This is a genomic window from Planococcus glaciei (assembly GCF_900099655.1).
In the GTDB taxonomy this organism is placed as follows: Bacteria; Bacillota; Bacilli; order Bacillales_A; family Planococcaceae; genus Planococcus; species Planococcus glaciei.
In genome coordinates, this window is record NZ_FNDC01000003.1 from 16,597 (window position 1) to 33,219 (window position 16,623).

A 16,623-nucleotide genomic window follows, 5' to 3' on the forward strand; every position below is an offset into this window, starting at 1 on the left:
CTCCAGATATTTGCCTTTTTGGCAGTCACTTTTATTGTATGTGTATCTTCCTTATTTTATCACGCATCCCACTAGACATAAAGCAGAAGGCGCTTCCAACGTATATGGAGAACGAATTTCCATTTCAATCTTACTACTTCCAGGAAAAAATACAATGATTTTGCGTGAAATTATTCACACAGCATTTTTCAAAGCGCTTTCATTGGGTTTTAATGGATAAACGCCTGTCTTTCAGGTGGAAAAATTCCTTCAAACTGATTAAAACAGGTTTTGTCATTTCCATTCTTACGGAAGGAGTTACCTTCTTCCCCGCTTCTACTGTGCTGCGTGAAATCTTGTTCTGCTTTTTTCGGCTTTTTTTATTATGTATGCCGTTCGCTCCTAACCCTGTGCGGGTTTGGCTCGACCAACTTGTATTATACCGTCCGCTTGCTCCTTTGGGGCATGGCTTGCCTATTTCAGCGTTTATTTGCAGCATTCCAGAAAATTGCCGATTTATTCAGCGTTTTCAGGCAAGGCGGTTTTCTCTGTATAACGGGGACATAGCAATTGGCAAACCATTTAGTGATTTGCCAAGATGCTTTTGGATTGGGATTCAGTTCAAGTTTCTTCTATTTAGGAAACAAATCGGTTGGTCACAGCGGATGTCTGTTCAATGAATTTTTCGTAAAGTGCTTGCTCTTGGAGTTCCTCAGCCAATTCCAAGCCGCTTTCCGAAGACGTGCCTTCCCACTTGAACTGCTGCTTAGCCACATAGGTGGCATTGCCGGTCAAACGCAGACGGAAGCTGCTGCCGTTTTTTTCGACAGAACATTTCACCATGCCACCGGGATTGTAAACGGCCACTTCCCCGTATGGCACAAGACCTGCCAGGCAGCTGACAAGTGCAGACGCGGTCATGGCTGTACCGCAGGCGTTCGTAAATCCGACTCCGCGTTCAAAGGTTTTCACGAAAATGCCGCCTTCCACTTTTGTCGCGTAGGAGACATTGACGCCATCCGTAAAATATTCATTGGGGCCATTGAAAAATTCCGCCCACTTTTGCTGGTGTGCCGGATTGCTTTGGTACTCGTCAGGCACGATTCCGATCAGATGCGGATTTGGTACAGCTACAGCGGTGAATGGAATCTCTTCCGAAACAAATGGCAGCGGCTTTAACTTCCATTCGGTTTCGCCGCCGTACGCCATCGGCAAATCAGCCATTTGGAAAGACACCGGAGAAATCTCCACTGCATACATGGCAATGCCGTCGCCTTGCGGCTGTTCTTTCTTGACGTGCAATGAAGCTTTCATCGTTTCAATCACAGCTTCTTCCACTCCGTCACGTTCGCAAACATAGCGGGCTACGCAGCGCAGGCCATTGCCGCACATGGAAGCTTCAGAGCCGTCACGGTTGATGACACGCATTTTGGCGTCCGCCACTTGAGACGGCAGCACCACGAGCAGCCCGTCAATGCCGGGATCAAGCGCGGCAAGTTTGAGTGTCATTTCTTCATAATCTTCCCGTTCTTCGCCATCAAGCATGAAAAATGTATTCATTGAACCGTGCACTTTATAAAGTAGAAATTCCATCGTAAACACCTCTTGTACGAATTATTTATACCACATGGTTGGCCAGGTAAATCCCCGTTATTTTTTCTTGGCGTGGGCAACTACCAGTTCAGCCATGGCAGAAGCCGTTTTTGGCGCTTCCGCTTCTGTCATGCGGTCGATCAGCAACTCTTCATCTACCTGCAGTTTTTTCATCTCCGCCAAAAAGCGTTCCGGCGTCAGTTCTTCTTCTTCGACGACGTTTGCTAAACCTTGCTTTCTAAAGAGTTCTGCATTCAGGATCTGGTCTCCGCGGCTTTGCTGTTTCGACAGCGGAATCAGCAGCATCGGTTTTTTCAATGCCAAAAACTCAAAGATTGAATTGGAGCCGGCACGCGACACCACAAAATCTGTCAAATGCAGCAAATGAGGCAATTCTGTTGTGACGTATTCGAATTGGCAATAATTCGGCACGCTTTCCAAATTTCTGTCCACATTGTCTTTTCCGCATAAATGAACGATATTGAATTCTTCCAAAAGTGCCGGCAAGTTGGCGCGGATGGCATTGTTGATGACTGAAGAGCCTTGGCTGCCGCCCATGATCATTAAAACGGGACGGCCGTTGTCAAAATTGCAGAGGCTTCTGCCGATTTCAGCTGAACCTTCCATCAATTCCCCGCGGATTACCGAACCGGTGCAAGTGGATTTTTCTTTCGGCAGGTGTTTTAAGGTTTCGTTGAACACCGTAAAGATATGATTGGCAAAAGGCATGGCGATTTTGTTTGCGAGGCCCGGAGTTACATCGGATTCGTGGATGATGACCGGCACACCCAATGCTTTTCCCGCCATGGCAACCGGCACTGACACAAAGCCGCCTTTTGAAAAGATGGCAGCCGGCTTGGTCTTCCGGATGATGTTCATCGCTTGTAGAAGCCCTTTCCCGACGCGTGCCGGATCGGTGAAATTCTTCGTGGAAAAATAACGGCGCAATTTGCCGCTTGAAATGGCGTGATACCGGACATTCGGGAAAGCATCGGGAATCAATTCACTTTCAATGCCGTCTTTAGAGCCGATGTATTCCACATTGTAGCCCATTTTCTCTAACTCAGGAATCAGCGCCTGGTTCAGCGATACGTGCCCCGCTGTCCCGCCGCCTGTCAATAAAATTGTTCGTTTGTCCATTTTGCTGTCCTACTCTCTTGTCTTAAAATTGCGTATGCATCTTTCCAGGAGCGCTCCAATTACAGAAGGCTTCTATGCTATACTTATTTTTATTTAATATATTGTTGTTCGTTTACTGGAGGATGGAATCATGTTTGAAACGAAGACAAAAACGGAAAAATTCAAGATGCTGCTTCGCATTGTTTTTCCGATTTTGGTTACACAAGTTGCAATGTATTTGGTCACATTTTTTGATATTTACATGACCGCCCGTTACAATACGGAAGATTTGGCGGGCGTTTCGATCGGATCTTCTTTTTGGATGCCGGTTTATATCGGTCTTGCCGGAATCCTCATGTCCATCACCCCAATTGTAGCACAATTAATGGGTGCCGCGAGAAGAGAAGAAGTGAAAGATGCCGTGCAGCAAGGGATTTATTTGGCCATCATCCTAGCTGTCCTCATTTTCACCTTTTTCTTTTTCGGAGCAGACAGTCTTCTCGGCCTGATGGATCTGGAAGCCGCGGTCGAATCCGTAGCGGACGAATACATCTTTGCGATGAGCCTCGGCCTGGTTCCGCTGTTTATCTATAACGTGCTCCGTTATTACATCGATGCACTCGGCGCAACGCGGGTGTCCATGTTCATTTCTCTTCTTTCTGCACCGATCAACGTCTTTTTCAATTACCTGCTGATTTTCGGGAATTTCGGCTTTCCGGAACTGGGCGGCGCAGGAGCGGGTTATGCCTCTGCCATCACTTATTGGGTTGTGCTGTTTATCGCCGGCTGGATTGTCCATACACGAAAACCGTTCAAGTCTTTCGGCATTTTCAGCGGATGGGCGAAATTGTCACTCGCACGTGTAAAAGAAATCAGCCGCATCGGCGTGCCGATCGGCATTTCCATATTTGCTGAGACGAGCATTTTTTCTGCCGTCACACTCATGATGAGCACTTATGGCACCATCACCATTGCAGCACACCAAATCGCCATCAACTTCACTTCGCTCTTGTATATGCTGCCGCTCAGCATTTCCATGGGCGCCACCATTCTCGTCGGCTTTGAAGTCGGCGCCAAACGTTTCCATGATGCCCGGCAGTACAGCTGGATCAGCGTCCTTTCAGCGGTCGCCTTCAGCTTCTTGTCGGCATTCACCTTGTACTTCCTGCGCCATGACATTGCGGCTTTGTATTCATCAGATCCGGCAGTGATCAATCTGGCCGTGCAATTCCTGGTATTTGCGGCACTGTTCCAGCTTTCAGATGCCATACAGGCCCCTGTCCAAGGAGCGCTCCGCGGCTACAAGGACGTCAACATCACTTTCATCATGGCCCTAATTTCGTACTGGGTAATCGGCTTGCCATCAGGTTACCTGCTCGCAACCTTCACCGGTTTTGAAGCATTCGGCTACTGGATCGGTTTGATCGCCGGGTTGACTGCAGGCGCTGTCACCCTGTCATTCAGACTTAATAAAATACAAAAAAAGATTGCCGCTTACTGAGCGGCAATCTTTTTGTATAACGCAGATAAATTGTTTTTCTCTTCCTCAGTGAGCTCCGATTGTTCAATGCGGGTTAAGGCAAGTTCAAGTTTTTGCTGCCGCGTTTTGCGGACTCGTGGATGCGTCAGTTCGTCATTGAGTTCAATCTGGATTTTTTGTTCGAGCTCTTCTTCCGTGCCGATGGCATCCACTCCGGCCCGGTTCGGCCATAGTTTGCGGTAAGCATCGATCACGGCAGCTCAATCCCTTCCAGGTTTTCTCCGATGACGACGATCTGCGTCTGCATCTTCATGTATTCCGGAAGCCACTGGGCCATCCCGTAGGCATACTGGAATGCGTGCGGGTATTTATCTCCTTCGAGCGGCACGTAGCCTTTAATGCGGAATACCGATTCCGGCAAGGCGCGCAGCCAATCCTCGAAGTCGTCCCGTTTTACCGGGTTTTGAAACTCCAGGACTTTGGCATTTAAATTCAGTTTGGAAACCGGCGCTTCTTGAATCGTCCCGCTTTTGCTTGCGGATATTTTCTGAAGCTGGGAAAAAGGCACTTTGGACTGCACGGTTTGAATGATTTGCGCCTCGGGGTTTAGCCCTTGCACTTCAAATGTCACTTGGGCCTGTTCGGCTTCCGTTAAAAGATCCATCTTGTTCGCCAAAATCAAATCGGCATGGCGGATTTGTTCCAGATAAAGAGACCGGATCTGCGGCGACAGTTGGCTGCGGTCAAGCCAGCGTTTGCTGTCGGCCACTGTGACGATGCCTTTGAATTTTAGTTTCTCTGCAAAAAGCGGTGAGAAAATGGCATCAAGCGCTTCGACAGGATGCGCCGCGCCCGTGGTTTCAATCAAGAGGACATCAAACTCTTCTTCTGCAAGGAGCGTCTGCAGCTGGGCTTCCGATTTCTCAGAACCGGTGCAGCAAATGCAGCCGTCCAAGAGTTCTTTTAACGGAATGCCGTCTTCCACAGCATCCGAGTCAAAATTCATTTCGCCCAGTTCGTTCATGAACACGGCGGGTTTTAATCCGGCGTCTTTCGCTTGCTGAATGACATGTTTCAGAAGCGTGGTTTTGCCGCTTCCCAAAAATCCGCTAAATAGGTATACATCAATCATGGAATCCCCCTCAATTAATTAGCCGTAAGAAAAGGCCCGCAACTGCGGACCTCATGTTTTATTCTTTCGGTTCTTCTTCTGCTGATTCTTTTGCAGGTTCAGCTTTGATGCCCGCTTCTTCCATCACGATTTTTTTCGCTTCCAAAAGCTGCGGGTCTTCTTCATCGATTTTCTTGCTTAAAGCTTCCATGATGGCGAATGTGGTATCGCCCGTCACGACGCCTGTCGTTTCCAATTCGTTGTCTTCCTGGAATTGCTCGACTGCATCTGTCAGCTGTTCTTCAAAAACGCCGTCCACTTTGCCGACTTTATAGCCAAGCGCTTCAAGCATTTGTTCAGCTGTTTTCACTTGTTCGGAAATGGTGCCATCCTTCATTTCAAGCGAAGAATCCAGTACTGGCAGGGATGCATATTCCGGATACGCCACTTTCACGTCCGGGGCAATTCCTTTTTCATGGATCCAGTTGCCGTCCGGCGTCAGCCATTTCGCTGTCGTGAACTTCAAGTTCGACCCATCGGCCATATCATTGGCTGTCTGCACAGTGCCTTTGCCGAATGTATTTTCCCCGATCAATGTAACGTCCGCCGATTCTTTCATGGCGCCCGCTAAAATTTCGGATGCAGAAGCGCTGCCGCCGTCAATGAGCAAAGTGACCGGCACTTTTACTTTTGAACCTGACTCCGCCAAGTAAATTTCCGGTTCTTCGCCTTTGGCCTGCACTTCGAACATTTCTTTTCCTTCGTCAATAAACAAGTTGGAAATTTCAAGCGCTGTTGTCAATAGACCGCCCGGGTTTTGGCGGACGTCCATCACCATAGCTTTCATCCCCTGTTTTTCCATCTCGCTGATGGCGTCGGTCAATTCCTTCGCTGTATTTTCAGAGAAGCTCGTCACTTGGATATGTGCTACGCCGTCGCCAATCATTTCCGGATAAACGGTTTCGATCGGAATATCGTCCCGCACAATTTTGACTTCGAGCGGTTCCGCCAAATCGCCGCGCTGGATCGTCAATGTCACTTCTGTTCCTTTTTCGCCGCGGATGAGCATGACCGCTTCCGAAGCACTGAAGCCTTGGATGCTTTCGCCGTCAACTTTTAAAATTTTGTCTCCCGGTTTCAAGCCTGCTTTTTCAGCAGGAGAGCCTTTAATCGGCGAAACGATATTGATCAAGCCGTTGCGCTCTTGCACTTCAGCGCCGATTCCTTGGAAACTGGATGAAATGCCTTGTGAAAACTGGGCTGCTTCTTCTTCGTTCATATAATCGGAATACGGGTCTCCAAGAGATTCCACCATTCCGTTAATAGCGCCGTTGATCAAAACATTGCTGTCGACATCTTCAAAGTATTCCTGCTGCACTTGATCGTAAGCCGCATATAATTTTTCAAATTCCCGTCTTTCAGGAGAGCTGACTTCCACTGCCTTTTCGTCTCCGAAAGTTAAAGCAAATACCGTTAACCCGGCCGTACATAGTATCAAGGTGAAGACAAGCATGATAAAGGAGAATGTTTTCATCCGGATAAAATGGGCAGGCGCTTCTTCTACAGGCGGAATCTGTTCTTGATTTTCGCCTGGACGCTTATCATCCATTTCTTTCACCACTTTCTTAATTGCACTTCAAGCTGTATCGATTTTATCAAGATTTTGAAAAAATTAAAAGAAAAAGACTGTCTAGACAGTCTTTTCTCTTTTTATTCCGCTATAGCGGGCATCTGTCTACGCACAAAAAGCGCACGGACCTTCTGCCCGCTCCAGCTTAATTGGTTCAATGATTCCGAAGCAGGGCTCTATCACCCTTTTGGAGCAGCGCTTATTCCTTGATTGCCGCTTCCAGTGCAACGATGATCATGTCATTGAAAGTCGTCTGGCGCTCTTCAGCCGTTGTCACTTCACCTGTCAGCAAGTGATCGCTCACTGTCAAGATGGACAATGCCTGGCGGCCGAATTTGGCTGCCAATGTGTAAAGTGCTGCAGATTCCATTTCCAGAGCCAATACTCCGTACTGTGCCCATTTTTCGTGCTCTGCATGTTCATTGTAGAAGACGTCTTCAGTAAAGACATTCCCTACACGCAAGCTCAAGTTCTTTTCCAAACCAGCATTATACGCTTTCAGCAATAGATCGAAATCTGCAGTCGGAGCGAAATCAATGCCATTGAAAATAATTTCGTTCATTTTCGAATCCGTTGACGCACTTTGTGCAATGATCACGTCGCGGACTTTTACATCTTTATGGATCGAACCGCATGTACCGACGCGGATCAGTTTTTGAACATCGTATTCGTTCATCAATTCAGTTACATAGATAGAAATGGAAGGAACTCCCATTCCTGTTCCTTGAACTGAAATGCGTTTGCCTTTGTATGTACCCGTATAGCCGAACATGTTGCGCACTTCGTTGTAAAGTACTACATCTTCAAGGAATGTTTCGGCAATGTATTTTGCACGAAGCGGATCTCCAGGAAGTAAAATCGTATCAGCGATATCGCCTTTTTTTGCATTGATATGGACGCTCATCATAAAACCTCACTTTAATTTTAGTCGTTCTTATCATACTGTTTTTTAGCGGCAAGTGCAACGCATTGCCTTAAAGTGCTGTATATTCTTCCCACATGGCATCGAAAGTGGAAGCTTTCATGACCGGATGGGCTTTTTCTTCGATATAGCGGGAAAGATCTTCAAAATCTTCCGAGCTCTTCGGAAAAGAATGATCCAGGAACATGGCATCCGCAAACCGGGAAAAATCATCCGGACGGACTTTCCCCCGGTATTTTAAAGCAAATTGATAAAAAGAACGTTTCATTTTCTTCCTCCCTAGTTGTGCAATTAAGAATGCGCGAGCAGCCGTCCAGCGGTTCAAGCGTACTCTTTTTTCAGATGCCCGCACGGAACCTTTCGAAATAAAAAACCCGGACAGCTGTCCGGGTTTTCAGTTATTCAAACAACTGCTTGTATTCGGAGTAACCTTCTGCCTCCAGCTGGTCTTTGGGCACAAAACGCAAAGCCGCGGAGTTGATGCAATAACGCAAGCCGCCTAAAGAGGAAGGCCCATCCGGGAACAAATGCCCCAAATGCGAATCGGCAGCCGCACTGCGCACTTCCGTTCTTCTCATGCCATGGCTTGTATCAAAGCTTTCTTTAATTTCACTGCCTTCAAGCGGTTTGGCAAATGACGGCCAGCCGCAATGGGCATCGAATTTGTCTTTTGAACTGAATAACGGTTTGCCGGACACGATGTCGACATAAATGCCTTCTTCAAAATGCTGGTCGTATTCGCCCTGGAAAGGCGGCTCCGTGCCGTTTTCCTGTGTGACGTGGTATTGCATCGGCGTCAATTTTGCTTTTAGTTCTTCTTTCATGCTTGTCCACCCCAATTTTTTTCGATAAATCCTGCCCGTCCAGACCCTACGGAATAGCGGTTATAATGGGCAGGGTTTTTCTTATAATAATCCTGATGGTAATCCTCTGCCAAATAAAACGGCTTGGCTTCCAAAATTTTCGTTGCAATCGGTTTAGAGAACTTCCCTGAGTTCTCCAAGTCCTGCTTGGATTGTTCAGCAGCGGTCCGTTGCTCATCGGAATGGTAGAAAATGGCCGTTTGGTAAGACTGGCCACGGTCGAAAAACTGGCCCCCCGCATCGGTCGGATCGATTTGGCTCCAAAATACTTCCAGCAATTTTTCATATGGAAAAACGTCCGGCTGGAATGTAATCTGAACCGCTTCGTAATGGCCCGTTGTTTCGGAACATACTTGTTCATAAGTCGGGTTTTCAACGTGCCCGCCAGTGTAGCCGCTGACCACCGATTCAATGCCTTCATAAGAATCGAATGGCTTGACCATGCACCAAAAACAGCCGCCTGCAAATGTCGCTTTTTCTGTCTTCATCCCATCACTCCGTTCTTATTGCTGAATGGTAACGCGCAACCGGATATCATCTTCCTCCAAATTGAACGAAGTTGCCTGAACCGAAATGCCGCCGTCGAGCGGAATTTCTGTCAGTTTCAGCAGCACTTGCTCTTCTGCTGGCAAAACATCCATAAATTTGGGAAGATTCACCGAATCCCGTAATAATTTTAACGCAGACTCGGGTGGAATATCCAGCATGCCAACTTCCACTGATTTTTGGACCAGCAATAAATTGCCGTCTTCCTGCACAAACGGATCAAACCGGAGCAGAATCGGCAAAGGCACCGAAAAGACTTCAATTTCCGTCGACAGGCTGACATCGCCGTTCACTGCTAAGGTCAGTGGAATCGGCGAATTGGCCATTTCCTGTTGGATATACGTGTTGGCAATCCCTTCAAAATCCGCCTTTGTCACATTCAGCACAACTGAATTGCCATTCAACGCTTCGACTGAACTCGCGCTTTCCAAGGAATGGCCTTTCGCTGGAGTGGTAAGAAAAATAATAAATGCGAGAAGTGCAAGAAGGTTTAATCCCAGCAAGACAAAAAAGGCCAAGCGCCAGACTTTCATCATCATCACTTCCTATTCCTGAAAACTCAATCCGCATTCTTTCATGCGTTCAAGAATCCTGTCTGTCATTAAGTCATACCCTTTGCTGTTTGGATGGAAAAAATCCGTGTGGTACACCAAGTTGTCATTGCCGACAAACAAATCGCTCACCGGCACATAACATGCCTGCGGGTCCGCTTCTGTGATTTCCCGCATCGATTCGTTGTAGTCGGAGATGATCTGATCAAATTCCTCCACTTCATCGGTAATCAGAGAAAACGGGTTGTAGACGCCGATGGCAATAATGGGGACGGTCGGATTAATGGACCGGATGGAAGCGTAGATGTTTTCGTACCGTGTTTCGTATACTTCCAGTTCTTCAGCAAACGCTTCAATGTTCAACGAAAACAAATCCCGTTTAACAATCCGCATAATGTCATTGCCGCCAATCGTCATGACGACATAATCTGCTTCTGTCAACGGGCCGGTCAATTGCCCTTTTTGGAACATCGCAAGCAACTGATCGCTTCTGCGGCCCCTTTTTGCTGTATTCTCCACAATCGCTCCCCGAACGCCTGGCCATTCACTGATTTCGCTTGCCAGCCTGCCGACATAGCCCCCCTTGTTTTCCGTGTCGCCGACTCCTTGCGACAACGAATCCCCTAGAGCTGTAATGATCAATGCTTGAGGGACAAAGTTAGGGGGCACACGGTATTCCGTAAAGGCAACCGGGATGCGCGGTTCCGCTTCGTCATTGCCAAAGATGAAAGTTGAACTGCATCCCGCTAATACGAACAATGCCAAAACTACGATGAACAGGATGCGTTTCAAGTTTATCTCCCCTTTTGCTTTAGGAATGGGTCACTCTGTATAAAACATAAAGGCAAACGCCCCGACTCCTGTATGCGTTGAAATGACCGGTGTCGTGTAATCCATTTTGATATCTGTAAATCCTGCGGCTTCCAGCTCTTGTATCAGCGGGTTGGCCATATTAAAACCTTCTGCATGGGCAATGCCGATTCCTTTGACTTGCTTCCCCTGCGTCCGTTCTTTAAAGTCGTTCATCAAATACTGGACCACTTGCTTGTAGCTGCGGGCTTTTGCCACAGGCGTATATTCGCCGCCGTCCAATGAGGCAATCGGCTTGATTTTCAGGAAAGAACCGACCAATGCCCGTCCTTTTCCGATGCGGCCGCCCTTGACCATATTGTCAAGCGTATCCAGAATGACATAAAGTTTGGTTTTTTCGCGTATTTGATCCAAGCGCGCCACAATTTCTTCCATCGCTTTCCCTTCTCTCGCCATATCCGCCGCTTCCAGCACCTGGAAAGCGAGCGCATGTGAAATGTAGCGGGAATCGACGACCGTCACGTCTGTATCGGTAAGCTCGGCTGCTGTGCGGGCAGATTCCACAGTACCGCTCATGCCGCCCGTCATATGGATGGACAACACTTGATCGCCGTTTTGGCCTAGGCGGTCGTACAACTCTTTAAAAACACCCGGTGCCGGCTGTGAACTTTTTGGCAATTCAGGGCTGTTTTCCATCAATTCCAAAAATGCTTTCGGTTCCAAGTCCACTCGGTCAAGATATGTTTTTCCGTCAATTTGGATGTTTAACGGAACCACATGCAAATCATATTGCTTAATGGCTTCCAGATTCAATTCCGAAGTAGAATCCGTTACGATATGGATTTTCGGCATTTCTTCACTCTCCTTATTTCTTATATTCCTATAATGGGAAGCCTTGAAACGTTGCGCGGGTTGGAAAAACAGACCTACTGGAGATCTGCTTTTCTCTGCGCCATCGACTGGACTTCCGTTTCAATTGTCGTTTTGACTTTTTCAATCAATTCCTTGGCGTCCAGTTTTTCAATTTCTTCAGCCGAAAATGGCTCAAGAACCCTGATGGTGACATGCCCGGGCCGAATCTGGTTGCTGTTTTTTTCCATAATTTCCGATGTGCCGTGAATGGCAATCGGCACAATCGGCACCCCTGCATCTTTGGCAATGCGGATGAAACCGGATTTGAAATCGGTCACTCCTTCACCTTTGGAACGGGTGCCTTCGGGAAAAATCAGGATGGAATGGCCGTCTTTCAATTTCCCAACCGTGTCGGCTATCGATTTATAAGCGCTTTTTCGGTCCGTCCGGTCCAAAAACACACAATTCATGTCTTCCATATATACCGGAATGACCGGCAATTTTTTCACTTCTTTTTTGGAAATAAACCCAAACGGCTTTGGAATTTCCGAAAGCAGAACCGGGATGTCAAAATTGCCTTCGTGGTTGGCTACAAGAAGCGCCGGGCCGTCCGGCAAATAGTCAAGCCCGCTCGTTTCTACACGGCTCTTTGTCCGAGCCATGATGCCTTTCGCCCATTTTTGGGGTTCCGTATGAATAAGAGCATCATATTCCTGCTTGCTCAAATTCGCTTTTTGAGCTTGGAATTTTTTCAAATTCATTGCTGCAACCGGCAAATAGCCGAATAAAAACGAGAACGTCCGGAGAGATTTATACATGGCGGTCTTTCCGTTCAAACACCAGGTATACAAAGCGGATATCGCCCGAAACCTGCTCTTCCGATTCAGAAACAACTGTCCATTCCGGACCGTATTCCGGAAAGAATGTATCCCCGTCAAATTCCTTTTTGATAAGTGTGATGTATAGGCGGTCTGCTTGCGGGAGGATGGTCCGGAAGATTTGTTCTCCGCCGATGACCATCACTTCTTCATGCTGTTCTTCTGCGAGCCGGACCGCCTCATTCAAAGTATGGACGACGTCGATTCCGTCTGCCCGGTATTCGGGGTTGCGGGTTACCACGATATTGCGCCGCTTCGGCAGCGGACGCCCGATCGATTCGTACGTATTTCGCCCCATCACAATTCCTTTGCCGATGGTATGTTTTTTGAAATAAGCCAGATCTTCCGGGATATGCCAAGGCAACTGATTGTCTTTGCCGATTACCCGGTTTGGATCGTGTGCCACCATTAGTGAAATCATCTAAATTCCCCCTTAAACTGCAACAGGCGCTTTGATGCGCGGATGCGGGTCGTAGCCCTCAATCGTAATGTCTGCCAGCTCCAAATCAAAAATAGACGCTACGTCTTCATTGATTTTCACGGTCGGCAATTTTCTTGGTTCTCTGGACAGCTGTTCCGTCACTTGTTCAATGTGGTTTGAATACAGATGCGTATCTCCCGTTGTGAGGACAAAATCACCCACTTGAAGGCCGCATTCGCGGGCAATCAAATGCGTCAGCAAAGCGTAGGACGCTATGTTGAACGGCACACCCAAAAAGACATCGGCGCTGCGCTGGTACAACTGGCAGGACAACTTGCCGTCTGCTACATAAAACTGGAACATGATGTGGCATGGCGGAAGCGCCATATCGTCGATAAATTCCGGGTTCCAGGCCGTCACCAGGTGGCGCCGCGAATCCGGGTTCTTTTTGATTGATTCGATGACGTTTTTCAACTGGTCGATCGTGCCGCCGTCGGTTTTCGCCCAAGAGCGCCATTGCTTGCCGTAAACAGGCCCAAGGTCGCCGTATTTTTCAGCGAATCCGTCTTCGGCCAAAATCTTTTCTTGGAACAGCGCCATTTGCTCTTTATAACGTACCGCAAATTCCGGATCTTTCTGGGAGCGTCTTCCGAAATCGGCCATGTCCGGCCCCTCGTACTCGTCGCTTTCCACCCACTGGGCAAATGCCCATTCGTCCCAGATGTGATTGTTTTCTTCCAATAAAGTCTTCACGTTCGTATCGCCTTTGATAAACCAAAGCAATTCTGAGACAATCAGGCGAAACGCCGTTTTTTTGGTGGTCATCAATGGAAAGCCCTCATTTAAGTCAAAGCGCATCTGATGGCCGAACACACTCAATGTGCCTGTACCGGTCCGGTCTTCCTTTTTCGCGCCATTATGTAAAATATGCTGGCATAAATCTAAGTATTGTTTCATTTTTATTCGCCTCCATTATTATGTTTATCATAACAAAAACACACAAAAAAAACCGTTACAAATGTAACGGTTTTAAGAAGCTGACAATATTGAAATTTCCTGCTTTTACGAAAGCCATTTAGGCGGTGTGTTTTTGGACCAGTAAATATCCCCGAGGGCAATGTGCTTTTGGAAATTGTCTTCCGCCACATGGTAATGGAAATTGAAGAAAAAGCCTTCGAGCGGTTTTTTCTCGGTTCTTACATGAAAGCGGATCGCATCTTTTGATGTTTCTGTGTCGTAAATGTGAAAAATCTTCTCAGAATAATCGCCGGAAGGTTTTTCGGAGATTGCCAGCTTGCGCAACGTTTCAGTATCCATGCCGGCAAAGTGCAAATCGATCGCCCGCTGGATATTCGGCAAAATGGCCGTCTCGAATTCATCTTGGATGACCGGTCCGATTTTCGTTCCGAATTTCAGGTATGCCTGTTCTTCGGCCGCTTTATGGACGGTATCCAGGATTGACGGATGGGTATCGTAATAAAGTTCACTCGGATCGATCCAGTCAAAACTATATTGTTTGTCATTGCCAGTTGATGACTGTGAATTGCTTAGCGCTTTTTCATCTAATAAAGTTTCCCAAATCAGATGGTTGGGGGAAATTACTCCCAAGGTCAAAACGGCAACTGCAATCATCAACGACTTTTGCCACCACTTCTTCATCCCTATCACCTTCAATTTTGAACATTTTATTAACGCCTGTTGTAATTTATACGAATTTCGCTTGTAAAGGTTTCATCTTCTTGAAATTCATTGTACAATAATAGTAATCATTTAGCTCTGTTTTTTTGAAAAAGGAGGATTTTTTCATGGATGCTTCATTGCTTATCGGTATTGGACTATTATTTATGCTTGGATATTTAGCTTCATTGAGCTTCACAGACTGAAGACTTCTTCCAGTTCGCTGGAAAACAAAAAAAGGCAGCCCTTGGGCTGCCTTTTTTATTATCTCAAAATATTGGTTCAGCTTTCTCGTTTGAAAAGGAGTTGCCAGCATTTACTGCGTTCGGCAGTCAATCACCCCGTAATGGAATTTCGTATTCGGCCGCACCCTTCTGGCAAATCCGTACTTTTCAAAATCGGCCGAGCGGAAATGCGCTTTCAGGACTACGCTTTTGCGCGCTGCCCGAACCGCTTCCTTGACCCATTCGCCGGTCAGTTGGCCATTGTTTGCCGTTCCCCGCAGCGGCGTAAAATTCGAAGCTTCGGTGATTTCTTCTGTAAACATCGGATCCATATACACGACATCCACGGAACCGTCCGGCAAGCTTTTCAGCAGCTCCACTGAATTTTTTGAAGCGACCTCGATCCGTTTCATGGCCTCGTCCAAATGCGGCATCGCATCGTACCGGGCCAATCCTTGTTCAATGACGTAGGCGAGTACCGGATGGCTTTCACAGCCGATGACTTGGCCTTCGCTGCCGACCCGGTAGGCCGCAACGATGGCGTCTGATGCCAAGCCAAGCGTGCAATCGAAAAAGACATCTCCCGCTTTCAGATTCGAAACGGCAACAAGCGGATCTTCTTCAATCGGGCGTTTTGTCCGGAACGCCGCCGAATTGGGATGAAAAAAGAACGGCTCGGTTTTGCCCAATGGGTAAAATTCGAGTCGTTCTTTTGCTGCAACCAGCACATCCGCGCATTCTTCCGCATGGATTTTTTCGATCGAACGCTTTTTCCGGAGCACAAACGGGATGGAAAGATCTTCTGCCGCTTGAGCTGCCATCCGGTCGGTTTTGCCGTTCGGCCGGTATGCTGTCGTTACAATGGTCTTCACTGCGCCGATACCTGCTCCAGCACTTGAGTCAAGTGATCCCGGATATGTTCTACATCATGGTCTTCAATTTGTTCACGCGGGATAAAATAGGCGAGCTGCCCGTCTTTCAAGACCGCAATCGAAGGAGAAGAAGGCGGGATGTCTTCAAAATAACTGCGCATTTGAGCCGTCGCTTCTTTGTCCTGCCCGGCAAAAACCGTCACTAAGTGGTCCGGTTTCGCAGCAGTTGTCTCCAAAGCTTCGATTACTGCCGGACGTGCCAGTCCTGCTGCACAGCCGCAGACCGAATTGATCACCACTAAGCTGGTTCCTTGTGCTTCCACCATATGCTCGTTCACTTCTTCAGCAGTCGTTAATTCTTTAAAACCGTTCGTTGTCAGTTCTTGGCGCATCGGGACAACAATGCCTTTCATGTACTCATCATATGCGTTCATGGTTTCCCTACTTTCGTATAGTCTCTATTTCGCTGGGTGAATAGCGTTTTCTCCTTCCTATTCTAACCCAAGACCTATACGCTTTCATAGTTTTTCGCTTCTGCCGGTATATGAATGGCAGCCTATACCCGTTTTTTGCCACAGAGTAAATTCCATCATTTTTGCCTGGTCCGCATCAAGACGACTTTCCGTAGAAAAGGGCCATGGCACGTAAAAAACGCTCGTCGATTAGGCCGATGGGTTCAATTGACAATCATGACCCCTACTACTTCGTCCAACGGCAATCGTTTGATCCCGAACGGATCGTCGTAATAGACGGATTTTGTGTCGAGATCCATTCGTTTAACGGTACCAACATGGTACTGAAATTCGTGGTCTTTCCAGGATTTCATTCTGATGGTGCAGTTGCGCTCCATGGCTTCTTCAATTTCCGCTTGAATCATTTGCGAATCCCAATCACCGAGTTCCGGCTTATTTTCACTTTTATTTTCTTCGAACCATTGGCTCAATTTGTTTATATGTCTAGTCAGCTTCAGCCCCTGCATATGTTCTTGTCCATTGGCATAATCGCTTTTTTCGATTTTTCTTGTCAATACCATGGTGATTCCTCCTTCGTGAAGAGCTAAGAACGTTTGTTCTATTACTATATCATGAAGTATTA

General features: G+C 47.3%; 20 protein-coding genes. 1 reads left to right on the top strand and 19 read right to left on the bottom strand.

Annotated features, from left to right (window positions below; genetic code table 11):
• Nucleotides 1-615: 615 nt before the first annotated feature.
• Nucleotides 616-1,572 carry a diaminopimelate epimerase gene (dapF, locus tag BLQ32_RS05145; RefSeq protein WP_074509373.1) on the bottom strand — a complete coding sequence of 319 codons (957 nt, stop codon included), beginning with the start codon at nt 1,570-1,572 and terminating at the stop codon, nt 616-618.
• Nucleotides 1,573-1,629: 57 nt separating this feature from the next.
• Nucleotides 1,630-2,712: an undecaprenyldiphospho-muramoylpentapeptide beta-N-acetylglucosaminyltransferase gene (locus BLQ32_RS05150; RefSeq protein ID WP_074509374.1), complete on the bottom strand. Its 1,083-nt coding sequence runs from the start codon at nt 2,710-2,712 to the stop codon at nt 1,630-1,632.
• A gap of 130 nt (nt 2,713-2,842) precedes the next feature.
• Here BLQ32_RS05150 and BLQ32_RS05155 point away from each other — a divergent pair, with 130 nt between their 5' ends.
• The gene (locus tag BLQ32_RS05155) at nt 2,843-4,192 is read left to right on the top strand and encodes an MATE family efflux transporter (protein ID WP_074509375.1); all 1,350 of its coding nucleotides are present in this window, start codon (nt 2,843-2,845) and stop codon (nt 4,190-4,192) included.
• Here BLQ32_RS05155 and BLQ32_RS05160 read toward each other — a convergent pair.
• The 17 genes from BLQ32_RS05160 to BLQ32_RS05245 all read right to left on the bottom strand — a co-directional run bounded on the left by BLQ32_RS05160 (nt 4,186) and on the right by BLQ32_RS05245 (nt 16,561).
• Nucleotides 4,186-4,425 carry a hypothetical protein gene (locus tag BLQ32_RS05160; protein WP_053165829.1) on the bottom strand — a complete coding sequence of 80 codons (240 nt, stop codon included), beginning with the start codon at nt 4,423-4,425 and terminating at the stop codon, nt 4,186-4,188. The genes BLQ32_RS05155 and BLQ32_RS05160 overlap by 7 nt on opposite strands.
• Entirely contained in the window at nt 4,422-5,303 is an 882-nt protein-coding gene (locus BLQ32_RS05165) for a CobW family GTP-binding protein (protein ID WP_053165865.1), read from the bottom strand. The genes BLQ32_RS05160 and BLQ32_RS05165 overlap by 4 nt, the downstream gene beginning before the upstream one ends.
• 58 nt (nt 5,304-5,361) lie before the next feature.
• Nucleotides 5,362-6,891: a lmo1851 family serine protease gene (locus BLQ32_RS05170; RefSeq protein ID WP_074509376.1), complete on the bottom strand. Its 1,530-nt coding sequence runs from the start codon at nt 6,889-6,891 to the stop codon at nt 5,362-5,364.
• Between the two features lie 220 nt (nt 6,892-7,111).
• Nucleotides 7,112-7,816, bottom strand: coding sequence for a purine-nucleoside phosphorylase (gene deoD, locus BLQ32_RS05175; protein ID WP_036803202.1), 705 nt, complete (start codon nt 7,814-7,816; stop codon nt 7,112-7,114).
• Between the two features lie 70 nt (nt 7,817-7,886).
• Nucleotides 7,887-8,102, bottom strand: coding sequence for a YozE family protein (locus BLQ32_RS05180; RefSeq protein ID WP_053165827.1), 216 nt, complete (start codon nt 8,100-8,102; stop codon nt 7,887-7,889).
• 130 nt (nt 8,103-8,232) lie between these two features.
• Nucleotides 8,233-8,658, bottom strand: coding sequence for a peptide-methionine (R)-S-oxide reductase MsrB (gene msrB, locus BLQ32_RS05185; RefSeq protein ID WP_036803198.1), 426 nt, complete (start codon nt 8,656-8,658; stop codon nt 8,233-8,235).
• Nucleotides 8,655-9,185, bottom strand: coding sequence for a peptide-methionine (S)-S-oxide reductase MsrA (msrA, locus tag BLQ32_RS05190; protein ID WP_074509377.1), 531 nt, complete (start codon nt 9,183-9,185; stop codon nt 8,655-8,657). The genes msrB and msrA overlap by 4 nt, the downstream gene beginning before the upstream one ends.
• A gap of 15 nt (nt 9,186-9,200) precedes the next feature.
• Nucleotides 9,201-9,779, bottom strand: a complete 579-nt coding sequence (locus tag BLQ32_RS05195) for a YpmS family protein (protein WP_053165825.1) — start codon at nt 9,777-9,779, stop codon at nt 9,201-9,203.
• 9 nt (nt 9,780-9,788) lie between these two features.
• Complete coding sequence (locus tag BLQ32_RS05200) at nt 9,789-10,586, bottom strand: GDSL-type esterase/lipase family protein (protein WP_074509379.1); 798 nt, start codon at nt 10,584-10,586, stop codon at nt 9,789-9,791.
• A gap of 30 nt (nt 10,587-10,616) precedes the next feature.
• On the bottom strand, nt 10,617-11,456 hold the full coding sequence (locus tag BLQ32_RS05205) for a DegV family protein (protein WP_074509380.1): 840 nt from the start codon (nt 11,454-11,456) through the stop codon (nt 10,617-10,619).
• A gap of 74 nt (nt 11,457-11,530) precedes the next feature.
• Entirely contained in the window at nt 11,531-12,274 is a 744-nt protein-coding gene (locus BLQ32_RS05210; RefSeq protein ID WP_074509381.1) for a lysophospholipid acyltransferase family protein, read from the bottom strand.
• Nucleotides 12,267-12,755: a dihydrofolate reductase gene (locus tag BLQ32_RS05215; protein ID WP_074509382.1), complete on the bottom strand. Its 489-nt coding sequence runs from the start codon at nt 12,753-12,755 to the stop codon at nt 12,267-12,269. The genes BLQ32_RS05210 and BLQ32_RS05215 overlap by 8 nt, the downstream gene beginning before the upstream one ends.
• 12 nt (nt 12,756-12,767) lie before the next feature.
• Complete coding sequence (locus BLQ32_RS05220; protein ID WP_074509383.1) at nt 12,768-13,712, bottom strand: thymidylate synthase; 945 nt, start codon at nt 13,710-13,712, stop codon at nt 12,768-12,770.
• Nucleotides 13,713-13,817: 105 nt separating this feature from the next.
• On the bottom strand, nt 13,818-14,414 hold the full coding sequence (locus BLQ32_RS05225; RefSeq protein ID WP_036803182.1) for a YpjP family protein: 597 nt from the start codon (nt 14,412-14,414) through the stop codon (nt 13,818-13,820).
• A gap of 334 nt (nt 14,415-14,748) precedes the next feature.
• A complete protein-coding gene (locus BLQ32_RS05235; protein WP_139150506.1) occupies nt 14,749-15,528 on the bottom strand; it encodes a class I SAM-dependent methyltransferase in 780 nt (259 codons plus the stop codon).
• Entirely contained in the window at nt 15,525-15,962 is a 438-nt protein-coding gene (locus tag BLQ32_RS05240) for a BrxA/BrxB family bacilliredoxin (RefSeq protein WP_036803180.1), read from the bottom strand. Before BLQ32_RS05240 ends, BLQ32_RS05235 begins: the two co-directional genes overlap by 4 nt.
• A 242-nt stretch (nt 15,963-16,204) precedes the next feature.
• Nucleotides 16,205-16,561 carry a YolD-like family protein gene (locus BLQ32_RS05245; protein ID WP_074509385.1) on the bottom strand — a complete coding sequence of 119 codons (357 nt, stop codon included), beginning with the start codon at nt 16,559-16,561 and terminating at the stop codon, nt 16,205-16,207.
• Nucleotides 16,562-16,623 lie beyond the last annotated feature (62 nt).

Bases quoted from the DNA above. Each gene is read 5' to 3' on its own strand.
- dapF (WP_074509373.1), bottom strand. From the start codon at position 1,572: ATGGAATTTCTACTTTATAAAGTGCACGGTTCAATGAATACATTTTTC.
- BLQ32_RS05150 (WP_074509374.1), bottom strand. From the start codon at position 2,712: ATGGACAAACGAACAATTTTATTGACAGGCGGCGGGACAGCGGGGCAC.
- BLQ32_RS05155 (WP_074509375.1), top strand. From the start codon at position 2,843: ATGTTTGAAACGAAGACAAAAACGGAAAAATTCAAGATGCTGCTTCGC.
- BLQ32_RS05165 (WP_053165865.1), bottom strand. From the start codon at position 5,303: ATGATTGATGTATACCTATTTAGCGGATTTTTGGGAAGCGGCAAAACC.
- BLQ32_RS05170 (WP_074509376.1), bottom strand. From the start codon at position 6,891: ATGGATGATAAGCGTCCAGGCGAAAATCAAGAACAGATTCCGCCTGTA.
- deoD (WP_036803202.1), bottom strand. From the start codon at position 7,816: ATGAGCGTCCATATCAATGCAAAAAAAGGCGATATCGCTGATACGATT.
- BLQ32_RS05180 (WP_053165827.1), bottom strand. From the start codon at position 8,102: ATGAAACGTTCTTTTTATCAATTTGCTTTAAAATACCGGGGGAAAGTC.
- msrB (WP_036803198.1), bottom strand. From the start codon at position 8,658: ATGAAAGAAGAACTAAAAGCAAAATTGACGCCGATGCAATACCACGTC.
- msrA (WP_074509377.1), bottom strand. From the start codon at position 9,185: ATGAAGACAGAAAAAGCGACATTTGCAGGCGGCTGTTTTTGGTGCATG.
- BLQ32_RS05195 (WP_053165825.1), bottom strand. From the start codon at position 9,779: ATGATGAAAGTCTGGCGCTTGGCCTTTTTTGTCTTGCTGGGATTAAAC.
- BLQ32_RS05205 (WP_074509380.1), bottom strand. From the start codon at position 11,456: ATGCCGAAAATCCATATCGTAACGGATTCTACTTCGGAATTGAATCTG.
- BLQ32_RS05210 (WP_074509381.1), bottom strand. From the start codon at position 12,274: ATGTATAAATCTCTCCGGACGTTCTCGTTTTTATTCGGCTATTTGCCG.
- BLQ32_RS05215 (WP_074509382.1), bottom strand. From the start codon at position 12,755: ATGATTTCACTAATGGTGGCACACGATCCAAACCGGGTAATCGGCAAA.
- BLQ32_RS05220 (WP_074509383.1), bottom strand. From the start codon at position 13,712: ATGAAACAATACTTAGATTTATGCCAGCATATTTTACATAATGGCGCG.
- BLQ32_RS05225 (WP_036803182.1), bottom strand. From the start codon at position 14,414: ATGAAGAAGTGGTGGCAAAAGTCGTTGATGATTGCAGTTGCCGTTTTG.
- BLQ32_RS05240 (WP_036803180.1), bottom strand. From the start codon at position 15,962: ATGAACGCATATGATGAGTACATGAAAGGCATTGTTGTCCCGATGCGC.
- BLQ32_RS05245 (WP_074509385.1), bottom strand. From the start codon at position 16,561: ATGGTATTGACAAGAAAAATCGAAAAAAGCGATTATGCCAATGGACAA.